This is a genomic window from Bradyrhizobium sp. CCGB20 (assembly GCF_024199855.1).
Classification (GTDB): Bacteria; Pseudomonadota; Alphaproteobacteria; order Rhizobiales; family Xanthobacteraceae; genus Bradyrhizobium.
On sequence record NZ_JANADN010000001.1, the window covers coordinates 1,163,106 to 1,179,086 of the forward strand.

Consider the following 15,981-nt stretch of genomic DNA (forward strand, 5'->3'; position numbering starts at 1 on the left):
TTGCGAGGCTGTATCCATCACGGGTGCTGTCATCGAGGAGTGCTGTGACCGTCATGCTTCCCGCCGTCCGCCTCATCTCCGAAGCTGCTGAGCTGGCTGCGCGCCGGCATAACGGCATGGCGCGCAAGGGGCGGGGGAACGAGCCTTACATCAACCATCTCGCGGAGGTCGCGAACCTGCTCGCGACCGCGACCGATGGTGCCGATGCCGAGTTGGTCGCGGCCGGCTGGCTGCACGATGCGATCGAAGACACTGAGACCACGCGCGAGGAGCTTGCGCAAAAGTTCTCGGATCGCGTGGCTTCCCTCGTCGTCGAATGCACCGACGACATGAGCCTGCCCAAAGCCGCGCGGCGGCGTCTGCAGATTGTCGATGCGCCGAAGAAATCGGCTAGCGCCAAGCTGATCAAGATCGCCGACAAGATCAGCAATATCGGCGCGCGTATTCATGCCGACCCGTCCGCCGAAGAACGCGACGACCTTGCCGACTACACCGGCTGGGCCGAGCAGGTTGTCGCTGGCTGTCGCAGCGGCAATCCGTGGCTCGATAAAAAATTCGACGATGCCGTAAGCGCAGCGAGGGCTTCGCTGTGAGCAGCCAGAAATTCAAACGCAAACGGGGCTAGCGATGTCCGTGAAAATCAAACGTTCCGTCTATGCCGACATGTTCGGCCCGACCACCGGCGACAGGGTGCGGCTGGCCGACACCGATCTCATCATCGAGGTGGAGAAGGATTTCACCACCTATGGCGAGGAGGTGAAGTTTGGCGGCGGCAAGGTGATCCGTGACGGTATGGGGCAGTCGCAGGTCACCAACAAGCAGGGCGCGGCCGACACCGTCATCACCAACGCACTGATCGTCGATCACTGGGGCATCGTGAAGGCCGACGTCGCGATCAAGGACGGCATGATTTCGGCGATCGGCAAGGCCGGAAATCCCGACATCCAGCCGGGCGTCACCATCATCATCGGTCCCGGTACCGACGTGATCGCGGGTGAGGGCAAGATCCTCACGGCCGGCGGCTTCGACAGCCACATCCATTTCATCTGCCCGCAGCAGATCGAGCACGCGCTGATGAGCGGCGTCACCTCGATGCTGGGCGGCGGCACTGGCCCGTCGCACGGCACGTTCGCCACCACCTGCACGCCGGGGCCGTGGCACATGGGGCGGATGATCCAGTCGTTCGACGCCTTCCCGGTCAATCTCGGCATTTCCGGCAAGGGTAACGCCTCGCGGCCCGCCGCGCTGGTCGAGATGATCAAGGGCGGCGCCTGCGCGCTGAAGCTGCACGAGGACTGGGGCACGACGCCGGCTGCGATCGACAATTGCCTGTCCGTCGCCGACGATTACGACGTTCAGGTCATGCTGCATTCCGACACGCTGAACGAATCCGGCTTCGTCGAAGACACGATCAAGGCGTTCAAGGGCCGCACCATCCACGCCTTCCACACCGAGGGCGCCGGCGGCGGCCATGCCCCCGATATCATCAAGGTCGCGGGCCTGAAGAACGTGCTGCCGTCCTCGACCAATCCGACGCGGCCCTTCACCCGCAACACCATCGACGAGCATCTGGACATGCTGATGGTGTGCCACCACCTCGATCCCTCGATCGCAGAAGACCTGGCGTTTGCCGAGAGCCGCATCCGCAAGGAGACCATTGCGGCCGAAGACATTCTGCACGATCTCGGCGCGCTCTCGATGATGTCCTCGGACTCGCAAGCCATGGGCCGCCTCGGCGAGGTCATCATCCGGACCTGGCAGACGGCCGACAAGATGAAGAAGCAGCGTGGATCGCTGCCGCAGGACAAGGGCAAGGACAACGACAATTTCCGCGTCAAGCGCTACATCGCCAAATACACGATCAACCCCGCGATCGCGCACGGCGTGTCGAAGCTGATCGGGTCGGTGGAGAAGGGCAAGATGGCCGACCTCGTGCTGTGGTCGCCGGCCTTCTTCGGCGTCAAGCCGGACTGCATCGTCAAGGGCGGCAGCATCGTCGCCGCGCCCATGGGCGATCCCAACGCCTCGATCCCGACGCCGCAGCCGGTGCATTACCAGCCGATGTTCGGCGCCTTCGGCAGGGCGCGGACGGCATCGTCCGTCGTGTTCACCTCGAAAGCCGCGATCACCGGCGGGCTGGCGCGAAAACTCGGGATCGAGAAGAAGCTCTACGCCGTCCAGAACACGCGCAGCAAGATTTCCAAGAAGAGCATGATCCACAACGACGCCACGCCCAATATCGAGGTCGATCCGGAGACCTATGAGGTCCGTGCCGACGGCGAGCTGCTCACCTGCGCCCCCGCCGAGGTGCTGCCGATGGCGCAGCGATATTTCATGTACTGAAATAGCGCCTCAACGCATGTCTCCGGAACATGCCCGATTGCATGTCTTGGGACGGCTTTTCCGGTTTTGCGTTCGATCCCGCCTGGTCTAATGTCCCGCCCGGTATCTTGAACCCAGAAGAAAAGCCGGGAGGATTTCTCGTGATCTACGTCGTTGCCACCTTGACCATCAAGCCTGAAACTCGCGCCGAGTTCATTGCAGCCGCCACCGCCTGCATCAAGGAAACGCGGAAAGAGCCCGGCAATATCGCCTATGACCTGCACGAGAGCGTCACCGATCCCAGCAAGATGGTGTTCGTCGAGCAGTGGGAGAATGCCGAGGCGCTGGTGCCGCATCGGGCCATGGAGCACATGAAGACGTTCGGCCGCGTCGCGGTGAAGTGCTTCACGGCGCCGCCGAAGATCGAGGTGATCACGCCCGAGAAGGTCGAGACACGGTAAACGGGGTAAGAGCGCATGATCCGGGCAACGCAGGTCAGGGGACAGCACCGCTTCACGGAAGCGACAGCGGATACGGTCGTGCTCGATTTCGACGATCGGCACCGCCGCCGCATGGCGATGACGGGGACGCGGGGCCTCGAATTCCTGCTCGACCTGGAGAATGCCGTCGCGCTGCGCGGCGGCGACGCGCTGGTGCTGGAGGACGGCCGGCTGGTCGAAGTGGTCGCGGCACCCGAGCCGCTGCTCGAGATCCGCGGCCGCGATCCGCATCACCTGATCCGCGTCGGCTGGCATCTCGGCAATCGCCATCTGCCGACGCAGATCATGGCCAAGAGCCTGCGCATCCGCCGCGACCACGTCATCGAGGCCATGGTGAAGGGCCTCGGTGCGCGCGTGATCGAGATCGAGGCGCCGTTCGATCCAGAAGGCGGCGCCTACGCCGATGCCGGCCACGCGCATGGTCACGACGACCATGCGCATCACGACCACGGCCATCATCACCACGATCATGGCCATGATCACCACGGACACGATCATCATGGCCATGATCATCAGCATCATGACCATGCTGCGCATGATCACGGTCACAGCCACGATCATCATCACCACGACGAGCATTGCGACCATCCCGACCATCACCACGGCCACAAGCATGCTCATGACCACAAATGAGCCGGTCGCGGCGTGCGACCTCGCCGAGCGCGAGGCGGCGGCGCTGTACCGGCTGATGACGTGGCTGTCGCCGGCCTTTCCGGTCGGCGGCTTCTCCTATTCCAGCGGTATCGAATGGGCGGTCGAGGCAGGCGACGTCACCGACACAGCGACGCTCGCCGACTGGCTCGACGCGATGCTGGGCGACGGTTCCGGCTTTTGCGACGCGACGTTCCTGGTCCACGCCTATCGCGCTACTGAATTGGGCGAGGTCGCCACCTTGAGCGATATTGCCGAGCTCGCCGCCGCCTTCGTGCCGTCGCGCGAGCGGCAGCTCGAGACGACTTCGCAGGGACGTGCCTTCGTCGAGATCGCCCGCGCCGCGTGGGATGCGCAAGGCCTGGATGCCATGGTGGCGGCGTGCCGCACGCCACCGGTCTATCCCGTCGCCGTCGGTGTTGTTGCTGCGATGCACGGCGTGCCGCTGGCGCCGACCTTGCACGCCTTCCTGCATGCGCTGGTCTCGAACTGGATTTCGGCGGCGAGCCGCCTCATTCCGCTCGGCCAGACCGACAGCCAGCGTGTGCTGGTGAGGCTGGAAGCCGCGGTTGCCGCGACCGCGAACCGTGCGCTGAATGCGACACTGGACGACCTCGGCAGCGCGACCTTCCGCGCCGATCTCGCCAGCCTGCGGCACGAGACGCAATATACGAGGCTGTTTCGCTCGTGAGCGGCGTGGCCTTCAACCCATCAAGAGAGAGCGAGTGACATGTCGAAATCTCACGGCCCCTTGCGTGTCGGCATCGGCGGCCCGGTCGGATCGGGCAAGACCGCGTTGATGGACCTGCTCTGCAAGACCATGCGCGAGCGCTATGACATCGCGGCGATCACCAACGACATCTACACCAAATGGGATGCGGAATTCCTTGTGCGCTCGGGCTCGCTGACGCCGGACCGCATCGCCGGCGTCGAGACCGGCGGTTGCCCGCACACCGCGATCCGCGAGGACGCCTCGATGAACCTGGCTGCGGTCGCAGACATGCGCGCAAAATTCCCCGGCCTCGACCTCGTGCTGATCGAGTCAGGCGGCGACAATCTGGCTGCCACTTTTTCCCCGGAGCTCGCCGACCTGACCATCTACGTCATCGATGTCGCCGCCGGCGACAAGATCCCGTCCAAGGGCGGCCCCGGCATCACCCGCTCCGACCTGCTGGTCATCAACAAGATCGACCTCGCGCCCCATGTCGGGGCCTCCTTGGAGAAGATGGAGACGGACGCCAGACGCATGCGCGGCGCGCGCCCCTTCGTCATGACCAACCTGAAAAAGAGCGAGGGGCTCGACCATATCATCGGCTTCATCGAGGCCAAAGGCGGCCTGAAACGGGCAAGCTGACGGCGCGACGAGATGGCGCAGGCGTTTTCCGCCGTTAACAATTGGGGCAAAAGCCGCATCTGCGGAACAAATTTCGGACATGGCGATTAACTACCTCCGGTGCCCGGAGCAAAGCCTTCATGGCCAGACCATCGGCCGGGCGTGTTAAGCTTTTCAGGCGACCGAAGTTGCGTACTGATGCCTCCTCCTTCATTATCTCCCTCACTGGGGTCCACTCTGTTTCGGCTCGTGGCCGTTCGAGCGGCGTTCATATGCTCCGTGTTTATTGCCGACCTGCTGCTTCCGCCTGAGTAGTCGAAGTGGTCCGGCTGGGATTTATCATCGGTTTCATTGCGCTGCTCGGAGCCCTGCTTTCCGGGCTCGCGGCTTATCGCGTCCACGACCAGGAGCTGGCGCTGGACCGGATCGCGCTGGCGCGCGCGATCGACGTCCACGCGAGCCTCGTCCAGGACCGCCTGACCGAGCGCGAGCTGCTCGCGCGTGTCGCCTCAGGCCTGTTCCGTACGCCGTCGGTGATCAAGCCGAACATGCTGGAGCCGTTGCGCTCGGCCATCTACGCCTTCAAGACCGATTTCGTGGTGGCCGGGTGGGTCGCCCGGCTGAAGCCGAACGAGCTTGTGGCGGCGCAGGAGGCGATCGCGCGCGCCGGCTTTCCCAATCCGCAGATCCGGTCGTATGATGACAAGCCGATCGACCTGGCTGGTGTCACCCAGCCGATCGATGTGCTGATGGACCTCGAACCGCGCAGCAACGAGACCAAGGCGCTGCCCGGCCGCAGCTACGATCAGGATCAGGTGCGCAGCGCCATGCTGACACGCGCGCGGGTCGAAAAGCGGTCGGTCGCGTCGGACCCGATTCAACTTCTGCGCGGCGGCGGGCCGATCGGCATCATCGTGGCCGCTCCCGTCATTCCCGAGGGCGCGACGGAGCCGGCGGGCTTCGTCACATTTTCCTACGAACTCGCCACGCTGATGCTGACCAATGACGACATGTCGTTGTTCGCGGTCGCGCTGAAGGATCCGCGCCGGGAAGGCGGCGAGCTCGTTGCCAACGAGCAGGGTGTGGTCTCGTCGCGCATGACGACGGCGGAGGGGCCGGCGCCATCGGCGACGCGCACGGTGAGCTTCGGCGGCCGCGACTGGCAGCTCGGCTACTACGCCAAGACCAATTCGGCGCGGCGCGCCGAGCAGACCGCGATCATCGTCGCCGCAATCGGCTTTGCCATCACCGCGATGGTGTGCGGCCTGTTCGGCTATGTCGCCTACAACAATCTGCGGCTCAGCCGCGAAATCCAGGTGCGGATCGGCTTCGAGCGCCGGCTGACCGCCGTCATCGACGAGCTCAACCACCGGGTCAAGAACATCCTGGCGGTGATCCAGTCGATCGTGACGCGCACGCTGCGCCACGGCTCGGACATCGACGTTGCGCGCGAACTGCTGATCGGCCGCATCCACGCCATGTCCAACGTGGTCTCGCTGCTCAGCGAGAGCCAGTGGCAGGGCGTCAAGCTGAAGGGCCTGTTCGAGGCGCGCGCCATCCCGCATGCGGACCGCATCGCCGTCACCGGCCCTGATATCGCGGTCAGCGCGCGTGCCGCGCAAAGCCTCTCGCTGCTGTTCTTCGAGCTCGCCTCACACTCCGACGAAGGTCTGTCGCTGGTCGGAAAGCATCCGCACATCACCGCGAACTGGACGGTGACGGGCGAGGAGAACGATGAGGTCTTCCATTTCCGCTGGGAGGAGTTCAACACCAGCGAGGCAACGCGCCGCCCGGATTCCGATTTCGGCCTGATCCTGCTCGACCGCGTCGCGCCCGAAGCGCTCGGCGGCACCGCCAAGCGCTACTTCACCGACGCCTCCTACGTCTACGAATTGACGGCGCCGATGGAGACGGTGGTCGATATGTCCGAGCGCGACCGCACGGATAAAATCTCGGCGCCGGTCAGGCCCGTGCGATAGAGGCTCTCGCTTCTTTAACGCGTTTTCTTTACGCGAACCGGTATCCACTTCGCTCGAAAATGCTTTAGCCCTTTGGCCGCAGCACCAGGTCGACCAGATTGCGCGCGTAAGCCGGCGTGATCGGTGCGATGCCGAAGACATAGCGATAGAACAGGCTGCCATAGATGGCGTCGTAGAGATCCTCGGGCGCTCCCTCCGCCACGATGCTGCCGTCGGTCTGGCCCGCCGCGATCATCTCGACCAGCGCGGCGCGGCGGAATTGCAGGTAGCGGGCGTAGAACAGCTCCGCCGAGCCGGTCTTGGAAATGCATTCGGAGATGACGGCGAGCTGCACCTTGCCGAACTCGCCCTGGAGTGCCTCGGCATAGGCCGCGGCATGGCGGCGCGCGCGTGCCGCGGGCGTGCCGGAGCTCGCAGGCGGCAGCGGCAGCATCTGCGCGGCGTGATGGAGGAAGGCATCGATCAGCAGCGCTTCGCGTGACGGCCACCATTTGTAGATCGTCATCTTGGAGACGCTGGAGTGGCGTGCGACGGCGTCGATGCTGGTGGCGGCGAGACCCGTGGCGGCCATCAGCGCATAGGCGCTTTCGAGAATGGCGTTGGTGGTTTCGATCGACCGCGGCCGCCCGCGCCGGGGCGCGCTGTCAGCCTCTTCACCCCCGCTCTTCGCCATCGCCACGCCCGGTCTCCTCACGCAGAGTCCGGCATAGCGCAGCCGCCGCTTTCGGCCTAGCAGAATCGCACGAATATGTTGTCAGGCCTGCTGCCGCAAGGCGGCAGGCAAGTCCTGCCGTTTCGACCAGGTGATGTAATAGGCAACCGCCGTCATCGCCGCGAAGCCGACGAGGCTGACCGCGATCTGCATCACCACCAGGTTCGGGCCGGTGATCAGGATGAGATGGCCGGCGAAGGACAGGAACACGCCGACGCAGAACACCGCGAGCCATTCCTCGCCGCATGTGATCACCGCCTGGAGCGGCCGCCACTTCAGGCCGGGGTGGTCGGCCGGAATGAGATGGGTCGCGAGGAAGGCGAGCGCGAGGAAATGCACCACGCGATAGGGCGCGAGGTTTTCCTTGTCCGTCGGCGCGATGCTGTTGAGGAGGAGGTCCGGCAAATAGACGGACAGGGCAGGCGAATGCCGCATCAGGGTGACGGCCATCGCGAAGATGAGATAGGCACCCGCGAGGATCCGCAGCCAGGACATGCCGTGCAGCGCGCGTCCGGAGGCGCCCGTCACGGCGAACCAGCCGCCCAGCACCATCAGCATCTGCCAGCACAGCGGGTTGAAGGTCCAGTCCTGGTCCGGATAGACCCGGAAATTCCAGTCGAACCAGCGCGCCGCGACGTACAGCGCGACCGATGCCGCCAGCGTCAGGTTCGGCCGCCGCAACAAACCCCATAGCGCAAACGGAAAGAACGCCATCAGCGGGATCATCAGTTGCAGCAGGTCGAGGTTCAGCGGCTCTTCCTGGAGCACGAGGCCACGGACCAGGATGCGCAGCGGATGCTCGAGAATGCCCGAGATGTTGTATTCGTGGATGATCTCCGGCGCCATCGACTGCGAGGCGACATAGGCGATGGTGTCGATGTAGATCACGAACAGCACGACGTAGGCGGCGTAGAGCCGCCAGACGCGGCGAAAGATGCGCGTCGCCGCGACGAGATAGCCGCGCTCCAGCGCCATCCTGCCGTGGATGATGGCGACGCCATAGCCCACCACGAACACGAACAGGTCCGCGGCGCCGCTGAAGCCGAAATTCCGCAGCGTCAGCAGATTGACGACGTTGTTCGGGATGTGATCGACGAACACCGACCAATTGGCGATGCCGAGCGTCAAATACAGCCGGGCGTCGTGATGAAATGCGGCGAGGTTCGCCTTAACGGACGGTTTCATTGAGTAAAATAGGTTTGGGAATCAGGTTGATGCTTTTACCGGCAACCGCCTGCCTATCCGAGTAGCTTTTGCGTGAGGGAGCGGGATTTATCCCCGGTGACGGAAAATTGCGCAGGGCAGCCACCGGCGCGCTCGCGCGTCCCCGTGTCCCCGCCCGTGACGCAACTTTCGGAAAGAGCGACGGGTCTGTCCGATCGCGACAGCCTCCGCGGTCAGCGTCTCGCATTGCGTGCGCTTCCCGTGAATCGGCGCTCTGGCATCCGTCGCGGTCGGTGCTGCATCGTACTGCTCGTGGTTGCACGCCTTCGGCAGTTTGGAAATGGAAAACCTCCAGCCTGGAGTGCTTCTATCCCGCAATGTTGAACCGCTGCGGTAACTCCTTGTTCCGGTTGCTCCATACGCAGCCGTCGGAAGTGGGGAAGTTGCAGTGGGCATTTTGGAAGTGGGGCGCTGGCGGCTCATGGGGGCCGTCAGCTTTGTTGTTTTGATTATTGGTACGGGAGGGACGACGGCTCAATCATCGACGGCGGTCTCGCCCGCCGGGGCGGCCACCGAGCTCGGCACCGTCGTCGTCCAGGCAAGCGAGGCTCGCAAGCGTGCCAGTGCATCACCCTCACGCAGCCGTAGCACGGCGCGCGCACGGGCGGCGTCGCGTTCGCAAGCCTCCGCCGCTGCTGCGGCGGCCGCCGCGGCTGGTGCGGCCGGCGCGGGTCGCAAGGAATCCGCCTTCGGCCATGTCGACGGCATGGTCGCCACCCGCAGCGGCACCGGCACCAAGACTGATACGCCGCTGATCGAGACGCCGGCTGCGATCTCCGTCATCACCCAGGACCAGATCCAGGCCCAGGGCGCGCAGAGCATTGCGCAGGCGGTGCGCTACACGCCCGGTACGCGCGGCGAGTTCGCAGGCGCCGATGCCCGCACCGATGCCATCTATGTCCGCGGTTTCCTCGCCGACCAATATCTGGATTCGCTGCGGCTGCTGAACTTCGGCATCTTCGCCTATTCGCTGGTCGAGCCGTTCAACCTCGAGCGGGTCGAGGTCCTGCACGGCCCGGCTTCGATCCTGTACGGCCAGTCGTCGCCGGGCGGCCTCGTCGACATGGTCTCGAAGCGGCCGACGCTCGATCCTTACCACGAGATGTTCTTTTCGACCGGCAGCTATGGCCGCGTGCAAGCTGGCGTCGATCTGTCCGGGCCAATCGACAAGAACAAGGAATTTCTCTACCGCTTCACGGCATCCGGCTTCGACGTCGGCAGTCAGGTCGATCATGGCGATTACCAGCGCATCTCCATTGCGCCGTCACTGACCTGGCGGCCGGACAACAACACGACGCTGACGGTGCTCGGCACCTATCAGCGCGATCCGAAGGCAGGCTTCTACAATCAGTTGCCGCCGGCAGGCATCGGCACCATCACGCCCTTCAAGGGAAGCTTCATCCCGACCAGCTTCTATTCGGGTGAGCCGGGCTTCGACAAGACCGATCGTACCTACGGCTCGGTCGGCTATCTGTTCGAGCACAGCTTCAACAACAGCGTGAAGGTCCGGCAAAACCTGCGCTACATGGACCTCAGCACCGACTTCGCGGTGGTATCTCCCTCCGGCTCCGATCCGAGCAACCTCGCCCGAGGCGCCTACACCACGCAGGAGAGCATCCGCTCCATCGCCGTCGACAACCAGGCCGAGGCAAAGTTTTATGCCGGTCCGATCGAGCACACCGTGCTCGCCGGCATCGACTACCGCAACGGCGTCGACAAGACTCTCAACGGCACGCTCCTGGTCGCGCCGCCGATCAATGCGTTCAATCCGGTCTATGGCACGCCGTTCGGGCCGGTGCCGTTCACGACCCGAAACCGCCAGCAGATCGATCAGGTCGGCGAATATATCCAGGACCAGATCAAGTACGATCGCTGGGTGGCGCTGCTCGGCATCCGCCACGATCTCGCGCAGTCCCGCACCGACAGCACGTCACTTGCATCGAACATCACCACGGTTGCGCCGAAGTCCGACACTGCGGTGACCAAGCGGGGCGCGCTTCTGTACAAGTTCGACAATGGCGTCGCGCCCTATATCCAGTACACCGAGTCGTTTCAGCCGACCGCCGGCACCGATGCCTTTGATCGTCCGTTTGTACCGACGACCGGCAAGCAGGGAGAGGTGGGCATCAAGTATCAGCCCAACGACAAATCGCTCTACACGATTGCGGCGTTCGACCTGGTCCAGCAAAATGTGCTGACCCCGGATACCGATCCGACCCACAAAGTCGGATCGCGCGTCCAGACCGGCGAGATCCGGTCGCGTGGCGTCGAGCTCGAAGCCAAGACCGAAATCAATCGCGAGCTGACGGTGCTGGCCTCGTACACCTATCTCGACAACGTCGTGACCAAGACCAACACCGCCGCGCAACTCGGCAAGCATCCGGTCGGATTCCCGACGAATTCAGCCTCGGTCTGGGCGGACTACACTTTCCGCGGCGGTGCGCTCGACGGTTTCGGCCTGTCGGGCGGCGTCCGGTATATCGGCGAGCTTCCGGGCAACACGGCCAACACGTTCTATGTCCCGGATGTGACGCTGGTCGATGCGGCGATCCACTACGATTTCTCGGCTCTGGGGCCGATGTTCAAGGGCTATTCGGCGCAGGTCAACGCGACCAATCTGTTCGACAAGACCTACGTGACCTATTGCCAGGACATCGGCTGCTATTACGGTCTGCGCCGCAATGTGATTGCGACGCTGCGCTACCGCTGGTAGGGGGACGGGATGAGCGAGCAGGCGGCTTTCGACGAGCGTGTGTACGAGCGAAAGCCCGTGCTGCGGCGCTGGCTCTTCGTGCATAAATGGTCGAGCCTGATCTGTACCTTGTTCCTGCTCCTGATCTGCATCACCGGTCTGCCGCTGGTGCTGCGGGAGGAGATCAATGGCCTGCTCGACGACGCGTTGCCCTATGCGCAGGTGCCGGAAGGGACGCCCAATATCAGTCTCGACCGGGTCGTCGAGGCCAGCCGGAAGATGCACCCCGGCGAGACCATCATCTCCGTGTTCGTCGACGACGACGAACCCAGGATCATGGTCTACATGGCGAGCTCCTGGGCGGCATTCAACGCCAACCGCAAATCGCTGTATTCGATCCGGTTCGACGCCCACACCGGTGATGTGCTGAAGCAGACAAAACCGTTCGGCGCAGACGGGCTCACTTTCCTGCAACTGATGCTGACGCTGCACCGCGACCTCTTCATGGGGCTTCCGGGCGAGCTGTTCCTCGGCGCGATGGCGCTGTTGTTCGTCGCGGCGATCGTCTCCGGGATCGCGGTCTACGGGCCCTTCATGCGCAAGCTCGATTTCGGCACGGTGCGTGCGGCCCGATCGCGACGCCTGAAATGGCTCGATCTGCACAATCTGCTCGGCGTCGTCACGCTCGGCTGGGCGCTGGTCGTCGGCGCCACCGGGGTGATCAACGAGCTTTCGACCCCGCTGTTCGCGTTATGGCAGCAGACCGACGTGCGCGCGATGCTGGCGCCGCTGCAAGGCAAGCCGGTGCCGCAGGCCTCCGAGATCACCTCGGCGCAGGTCGCCTACGACACGGTGAGAGTGGCTTTCCCGGACATGATCACCACCAGCATCGCGTTTCCGGGCTCGCCGTTTGGCTCGCCCTATCACTATGTGGTCTGGACCAAGGGCAAGGAGCCGCTGACCTCGCGCCTGTTCAGCCCGGTGCTGGTCGACGCCAGAAGCGGGGCGCTGGTATCCGCGGTCACCATGCCCTGGTATCTGCGCGCGCTGGAGCTCTCGCGCCCCCTGCATTTCGGCGACTATGGCGGCATGCCGCTGAAGATCATCTGGGTGATGCTGGACCTCGTGACGATCTTCGTGCTCGGCAGCGGGCTGTATCTCTGGCTTGCGCGATCGCCGGTCATGAAGCTGAACCGCTCTGCGGCTGCGATGCCGCTGCCATCGCCGGGCGGTGCCGAATGACCGGTCGCCGCTCGTTCGCCTTGATCTGGCGCTGGCCGGCACTGCTTGCTGTCCTGAGCGTGTTCGGCCTGCTCGCGGCCTTGATCGGCCAGACCGGGATATGGCTACCGTTGTCCTGGAGCGCGCTGACCATTCCGCTCGCGGTGGCGGCGGTCTGCATCGTCCGCAGCCGGGACTGATGAGCTGGACGGGGATATTCGCCGTTATTCCGCCGGTTCAGCGGATGCCTCGTCGGATGCGCCGGCGCGGCTCGCCATGATTCCAAGTGCGACGCCGCCGATTGCGAGGATCGGCAACAGCCGCTTGACGCCGATGGCACGAGCGATCTGGAGGCCTGTCGCCAGCAGCATGGGGTCGGCGAGCATGCTCTGCGCGGTGGACTTTGCGGCACGCTCCGCGGCGATCCGGGCGCGCTTCTGAATCTGCCGCTTGTAGCCCCAATAGCTTCCCGCCGCGGTGAGCGTCAGCAGGAAGAAGATGCCGGCGCCGGCGAGGCAGGCCGGCACGGGACCATATTTCTCAAGGACCGAGATGAAGGCCGCCGCGCAGAGGAAGCACGTGGTGATGAAGAGCGCGAATGCCGCGCCCGCGGCGAGCGATGTCAGGCGGACGGTTGTGCCTGTCGATGCGCTGATGCCGTCGATGATGCGCTGTAACATGGCCTTGCTCCTCAGATCCCCACAAGCCAGCGGCGGCGGCGCAACGGCGCCGCCGTAACGTCAAGGTCTTGCCTCCACGCTACCTGCGCCAGGCAACGCCGATCAGGAAGCCGATGCCGAGCGCGAGCCCGACGGTCGCGAGTGGCCGCTGCGTGATGGCGTCTTCCAGCGTTTCCTCGATCGAGCCGTAGGCATCTTGCGCAGCTTCCATCATGGCGCTGCCGCGGTCCGACATGTCGTCGATCGCGGAATCCACGTTCTCGCGGGCCTGGCGATAACCGCGGCGGGCCTGCTTGCTGGAGGAATTGGCAAAGGTGTTGAGCGCGTCGGTGATCTGGTCGGTGAGGGCGGCGATATCGCTTTTCACGGCTGCTACATCCTTCTCGAGGCGTTCTCTGGTGGCTTTGTCGGTCCAGTCTCTCATCCCGGTTTCGCCATTGGTTGTTGACATCAGGAGCTCCAAAACTGTTGGCGGCTGAGATAGCGAAAAACGTTTCGTCCTCGCGTAAGTTCCGTTCGTGGAAACCGGTCATGCCTGCGGGAGCTGCGGCGAATTCTCCGGCAGCAGATGCTCCTTCAGGATCAGCCCGACGATCAGCAGCGGCGAGGAGAGGAATGCGCCCATCGGCCCCCACAGCCAGGTCCAGAACGCCAGCGCGACGAAGACGGCGAGCGCGTTCAGTGCCAGCCGCCGGCCGATGATGGTCGGCGTGACGAAGTGCCCTTCAATGAAGGTGATGCCGCCGAAAGCCAGCCCCGCCATCAGTCCGCCGCCGATGGTCGGGAAGGCGACCAGTCCCACCACGACCAGAACGACGAACATCGCGATCGGCCCGATGATCGGGATGAAGTTGAGCGCCGCCGCAAGCGCACCGAGCCCGGCCGGATTGGGCATGCCGGTGATGGCGCAGACGATGCCGGTCGCGACGCCCACGCCGATATTGATGACGGTCACCGTCAGAAGGTAGTTGCCGAGATGGATCTCGATCTCGTTGAGAATCCGCAGGGTGCGCAGCCGCGCATCGCGGTCGGCGAACGTCATGATCAGGGTCCGCCGCAGGTCGCGCCAGCTTGCGATGAACAGGATCAGCGTGGCGAAGAACAGCAGGAATTCGGCGAAGGTCGGCGACAGGAATTCCAGCGTCGGCTGTACCCATTCGAATTTCGGCAGCTGGAGGCTTGGCAGGCCCTCGGAGCCGCCGAGCATGGTTTGCAGCTCGCTCCACAGTGCCAGCGGCCGGTCGAACACGTGTAGCTTGCCCTTCAACTGCGCGCCGAGCTCCGGCAGGCGCGAGCTCCACTCCATCGCGGGCGCGGCAATCAGCGCGACGACGAAGGCGACGACCATGGTCACCGCGGCCACGATCAGGACGGCACCGACCGCACGCGGCACGCGCCGCCGCTCCAGAAAGGAGGCGGCCGGCGACAGCATGGTGCCGGCGACGATGGCCATCACGACCGGGAGGAAGAACGCCCTGGCGACGTAGAGCATCGCGACCACGGCAATCAGGAACAGGCCGGCGAGCGCAAAGGCGACGAACTCGGTGCGGCGGATCACCGGCGGCAACTCGACATGGCTGTCGGGAAGCGGGTCGCCCTCGTTGTTGCCGGAGATCAGACGTTCAGTGGGAAGGACGCGCACAATACCTCTCCCCGCACGGAAGCTTCTGCCCGCGCGCCCATTGATGACAGTAAAACGCTCGGGAGCCATTCGGGTTCCATCGCGGTTTCGTGAAGTTGTGCTCGCTTGACTGTGACGTCGCCGCCGCCGCGAGCGGCGGAACTTGAGTCGGTCCGGCTGCGTTTGTTGGGAAGCCGCATCACCCTGATGCACACGTCCAATGGGGCAGCACATGACAAAGCCGTCTTCAGTCCGTCGCCGCTTCGCGCCGCGCGCCGTCACCGCCATTGCCTTCGCGACAGCATTGCTGACCGTACCGTTCGCGGCAGAGGCCCAGACGTTCGGCTATGCGCCGATGCAGCCGCAGGGATATCTGCAGGACCAGGCTACCTATCCGCGGGGCTACGCCAGTCCGCAAGGCTACGCGAGCGGCGAGCCGCAGGCCGCCGACGAGGATGCGGCGTTGCCCGACCGGCTGCGCAAGCAGATCGTCAGCTTCGACCGGAGCGAGCCGGCCGGGACCATCGTCATCGATACCGGCAACACCTATCTCTATTACGTGCTCGGCAATGGCCGCGCTATCCGCTACGGCGTCGGCGTCGGCCGCGAAGGCTTTACCTGGGCGGGCGTGCAGACCGTCAGCCGCAAGGCCGAGTGGCCGGACTGGCATCCGCCGGCGGAGATGATTGCGCGCCAGCCCTATCTGCCGCGCTTCGTCGCCGGCGGTCCCGGCAATCCGCTCGGCGCGCGCGCGATGTATCTCGGCTCGAGCGAATACCGCATCCACGGCACCAACGATCCCACCACGATCGGCAAGTTCGTGTCGTCCGGCTGTATTCGTCTGACCAACGAGGACGTCAGCGATCTGTTCAGCCGCGTCAATGTCGGCACCAAGGTCGTGGTGCTGCCGAAGAACGCCCCGCTGATGGCGAAGGGTGGTGATCCCGCACGCAAGCGCCCGGTGACGACGCTGCCTTCGGGACGGCAGGCGCTGAACATCGCGACGTCGGCCGTGAACTAGAGCGTTTTCCAGCGAAGTGGGCACC

Annotated in this window: 16 protein-coding genes; 11 read left to right on the plus strand and 5 right to left on the minus strand. The window is 64.4% G+C overall.

Going from position 1 to position 15,981, the window contains the following annotated elements:
- The first annotated feature begins 53 nt into the window (after nt 1–53).
- The 7 genes from NLM15_RS05400 (at nt 54) to NLM15_RS05430 (ending at nt 6,785) form a co-directional block, all read left to right on the plus strand.
- Nucleotides 54–593, plus strand: a complete 540-nt coding sequence (locus NLM15_RS05400; RefSeq protein ID WP_254116008.1) for an HD domain-containing protein — start codon at nt 54–56, stop codon at nt 591–593.
- A gap of 34 nt (nt 594–627) precedes the next feature.
- Nucleotides 628–2,343 (plus strand): urease subunit alpha, encoded by a 1,716-nt coding sequence (ureC, locus tag NLM15_RS05405; protein ID WP_254116009.1) that lies wholly within the window; start codon nt 628–630, stop codon nt 2,341–2,343.
- Nucleotides 2,344–2,483: 140 nt separating this feature from the next.
- Nucleotides 2,484–2,783: a putative quinol monooxygenase gene (locus NLM15_RS05410; RefSeq protein WP_027553941.1), complete on the plus strand. Its 300-nt coding sequence runs from the start codon at nt 2,484–2,486 to the stop codon at nt 2,781–2,783.
- Between the two features lie 15 nt (nt 2,784–2,798).
- Nucleotides 2,799–3,455, plus strand: a complete 657-nt coding sequence (locus tag NLM15_RS05415) for an urease accessory protein UreE (RefSeq protein WP_254116010.1) — start codon at nt 2,799–2,801, stop codon at nt 3,453–3,455.
- Nucleotides 3,436–4,164 (plus strand): urease accessory protein UreF, encoded by a 729-nt coding sequence (locus NLM15_RS05420; protein ID WP_254124151.1) that lies wholly within the window; start codon nt 3,436–3,438, stop codon nt 4,162–4,164. Before NLM15_RS05415 ends, NLM15_RS05420 begins: the two co-directional genes overlap by 20 nt.
- Nucleotides 4,165–4,203: 39 nt before the next feature.
- Entirely contained in the window at nt 4,204–4,827 is a 624-nt protein-coding gene (ureG, locus tag NLM15_RS05425) for an urease accessory protein UreG (RefSeq protein WP_254116011.1), read from the plus strand.
- 299 nt (nt 4,828–5,126) lie between these two features.
- On the plus strand, nt 5,127–6,785 hold the full coding sequence (locus NLM15_RS05430) for an HWE histidine kinase domain-containing protein (protein ID WP_254116013.1): 1,659 nt from the start codon (nt 5,127–5,129) through the stop codon (nt 6,783–6,785).
- Nucleotides 6,786–6,849: 64 nt separating this feature from the next.
- Here the strand turns inward: NLM15_RS05430 and NLM15_RS05435 are convergent, their stop codons facing one another.
- Nucleotides 6,850–7,458 carry a TetR/AcrR family transcriptional regulator gene (locus NLM15_RS05435; RefSeq protein WP_254124152.1) on the minus strand — a complete coding sequence of 203 codons (609 nt, stop codon included), beginning with the start codon at nt 7,456–7,458 and terminating at the stop codon, nt 6,850–6,852.
- A gap of 81 nt (nt 7,459–7,539) precedes the next feature.
- Nucleotides 7,540–8,682, minus strand: a complete 1,143-nt coding sequence (locus NLM15_RS05440; protein WP_254116015.1) for an OpgC domain-containing protein — start codon at nt 8,680–8,682, stop codon at nt 7,540–7,542.
- 427 nt (nt 8,683–9,109) lie between these two features.
- Between NLM15_RS05440 and NLM15_RS05445 the strand changes: the two genes are divergently transcribed.
- Genes NLM15_RS05445 through NLM15_RS05455 form a run of 3 tightly spaced genes read left to right on the plus strand, consistent with a single transcriptional unit; the run spans nt 9,110 to nt 12,834 of the window.
- Nucleotides 9,110–11,434 (plus strand): TonB-dependent siderophore receptor, encoded by a 2,325-nt coding sequence (locus NLM15_RS05445; protein WP_254116016.1) that lies wholly within the window; start codon nt 9,110–9,112, stop codon nt 11,432–11,434.
- Nucleotides 11,435–11,443: 9 nt separating this feature from the next.
- On the plus strand, nt 11,444–12,655 hold the full coding sequence (locus NLM15_RS05450) for a PepSY domain-containing protein (protein ID WP_254116017.1): 1,212 nt from the start codon (nt 11,444–11,446) through the stop codon (nt 12,653–12,655).
- Nucleotides 12,652–12,834 carry a hypothetical protein gene (locus tag NLM15_RS05455; protein ID WP_254116018.1) on the plus strand — a complete coding sequence of 61 codons (183 nt, stop codon included), beginning with the start codon at nt 12,652–12,654 and terminating at the stop codon, nt 12,832–12,834. The genes NLM15_RS05450 and NLM15_RS05455 overlap by 4 nt, the downstream gene beginning before the upstream one ends.
- 24 nt (nt 12,835–12,858) lie before the next feature.
- Here the strand turns inward: NLM15_RS05455 and NLM15_RS05460 are convergent, their stop codons facing one another.
- From NLM15_RS05460 to NLM15_RS05470, 3 genes are all read right to left on the minus strand, one after another.
- Nucleotides 12,859–13,314, minus strand: a complete 456-nt coding sequence (locus NLM15_RS05460) for a hypothetical protein (protein WP_254116019.1) — start codon at nt 13,312–13,314, stop codon at nt 12,859–12,861.
- 79 nt (nt 13,315–13,393) lie between these two features.
- Complete coding sequence (locus NLM15_RS05465) at nt 13,394–13,765, minus strand: YqjD family protein (RefSeq protein WP_254116020.1); 372 nt, start codon at nt 13,763–13,765, stop codon at nt 13,394–13,396.
- A gap of 78 nt (nt 13,766–13,843) precedes the next feature.
- Entirely contained in the window at nt 13,844–14,956 is a 1,113-nt protein-coding gene (locus NLM15_RS05470; protein WP_254116021.1) for an AI-2E family transporter, read from the minus strand.
- A gap of 211 nt (nt 14,957–15,167) precedes the next feature.
- Between NLM15_RS05470 and NLM15_RS05475 the strand changes: the two genes are divergently transcribed.
- The gene (locus NLM15_RS05475) at nt 15,168–15,956 is read left to right on the plus strand and encodes a L,D-transpeptidase (RefSeq protein WP_254116022.1); all 789 of its coding nucleotides are present in this window, start codon (nt 15,168–15,170) and stop codon (nt 15,954–15,956) included.
- Nucleotides 15,957–15,981 lie beyond the last annotated feature (25 nt).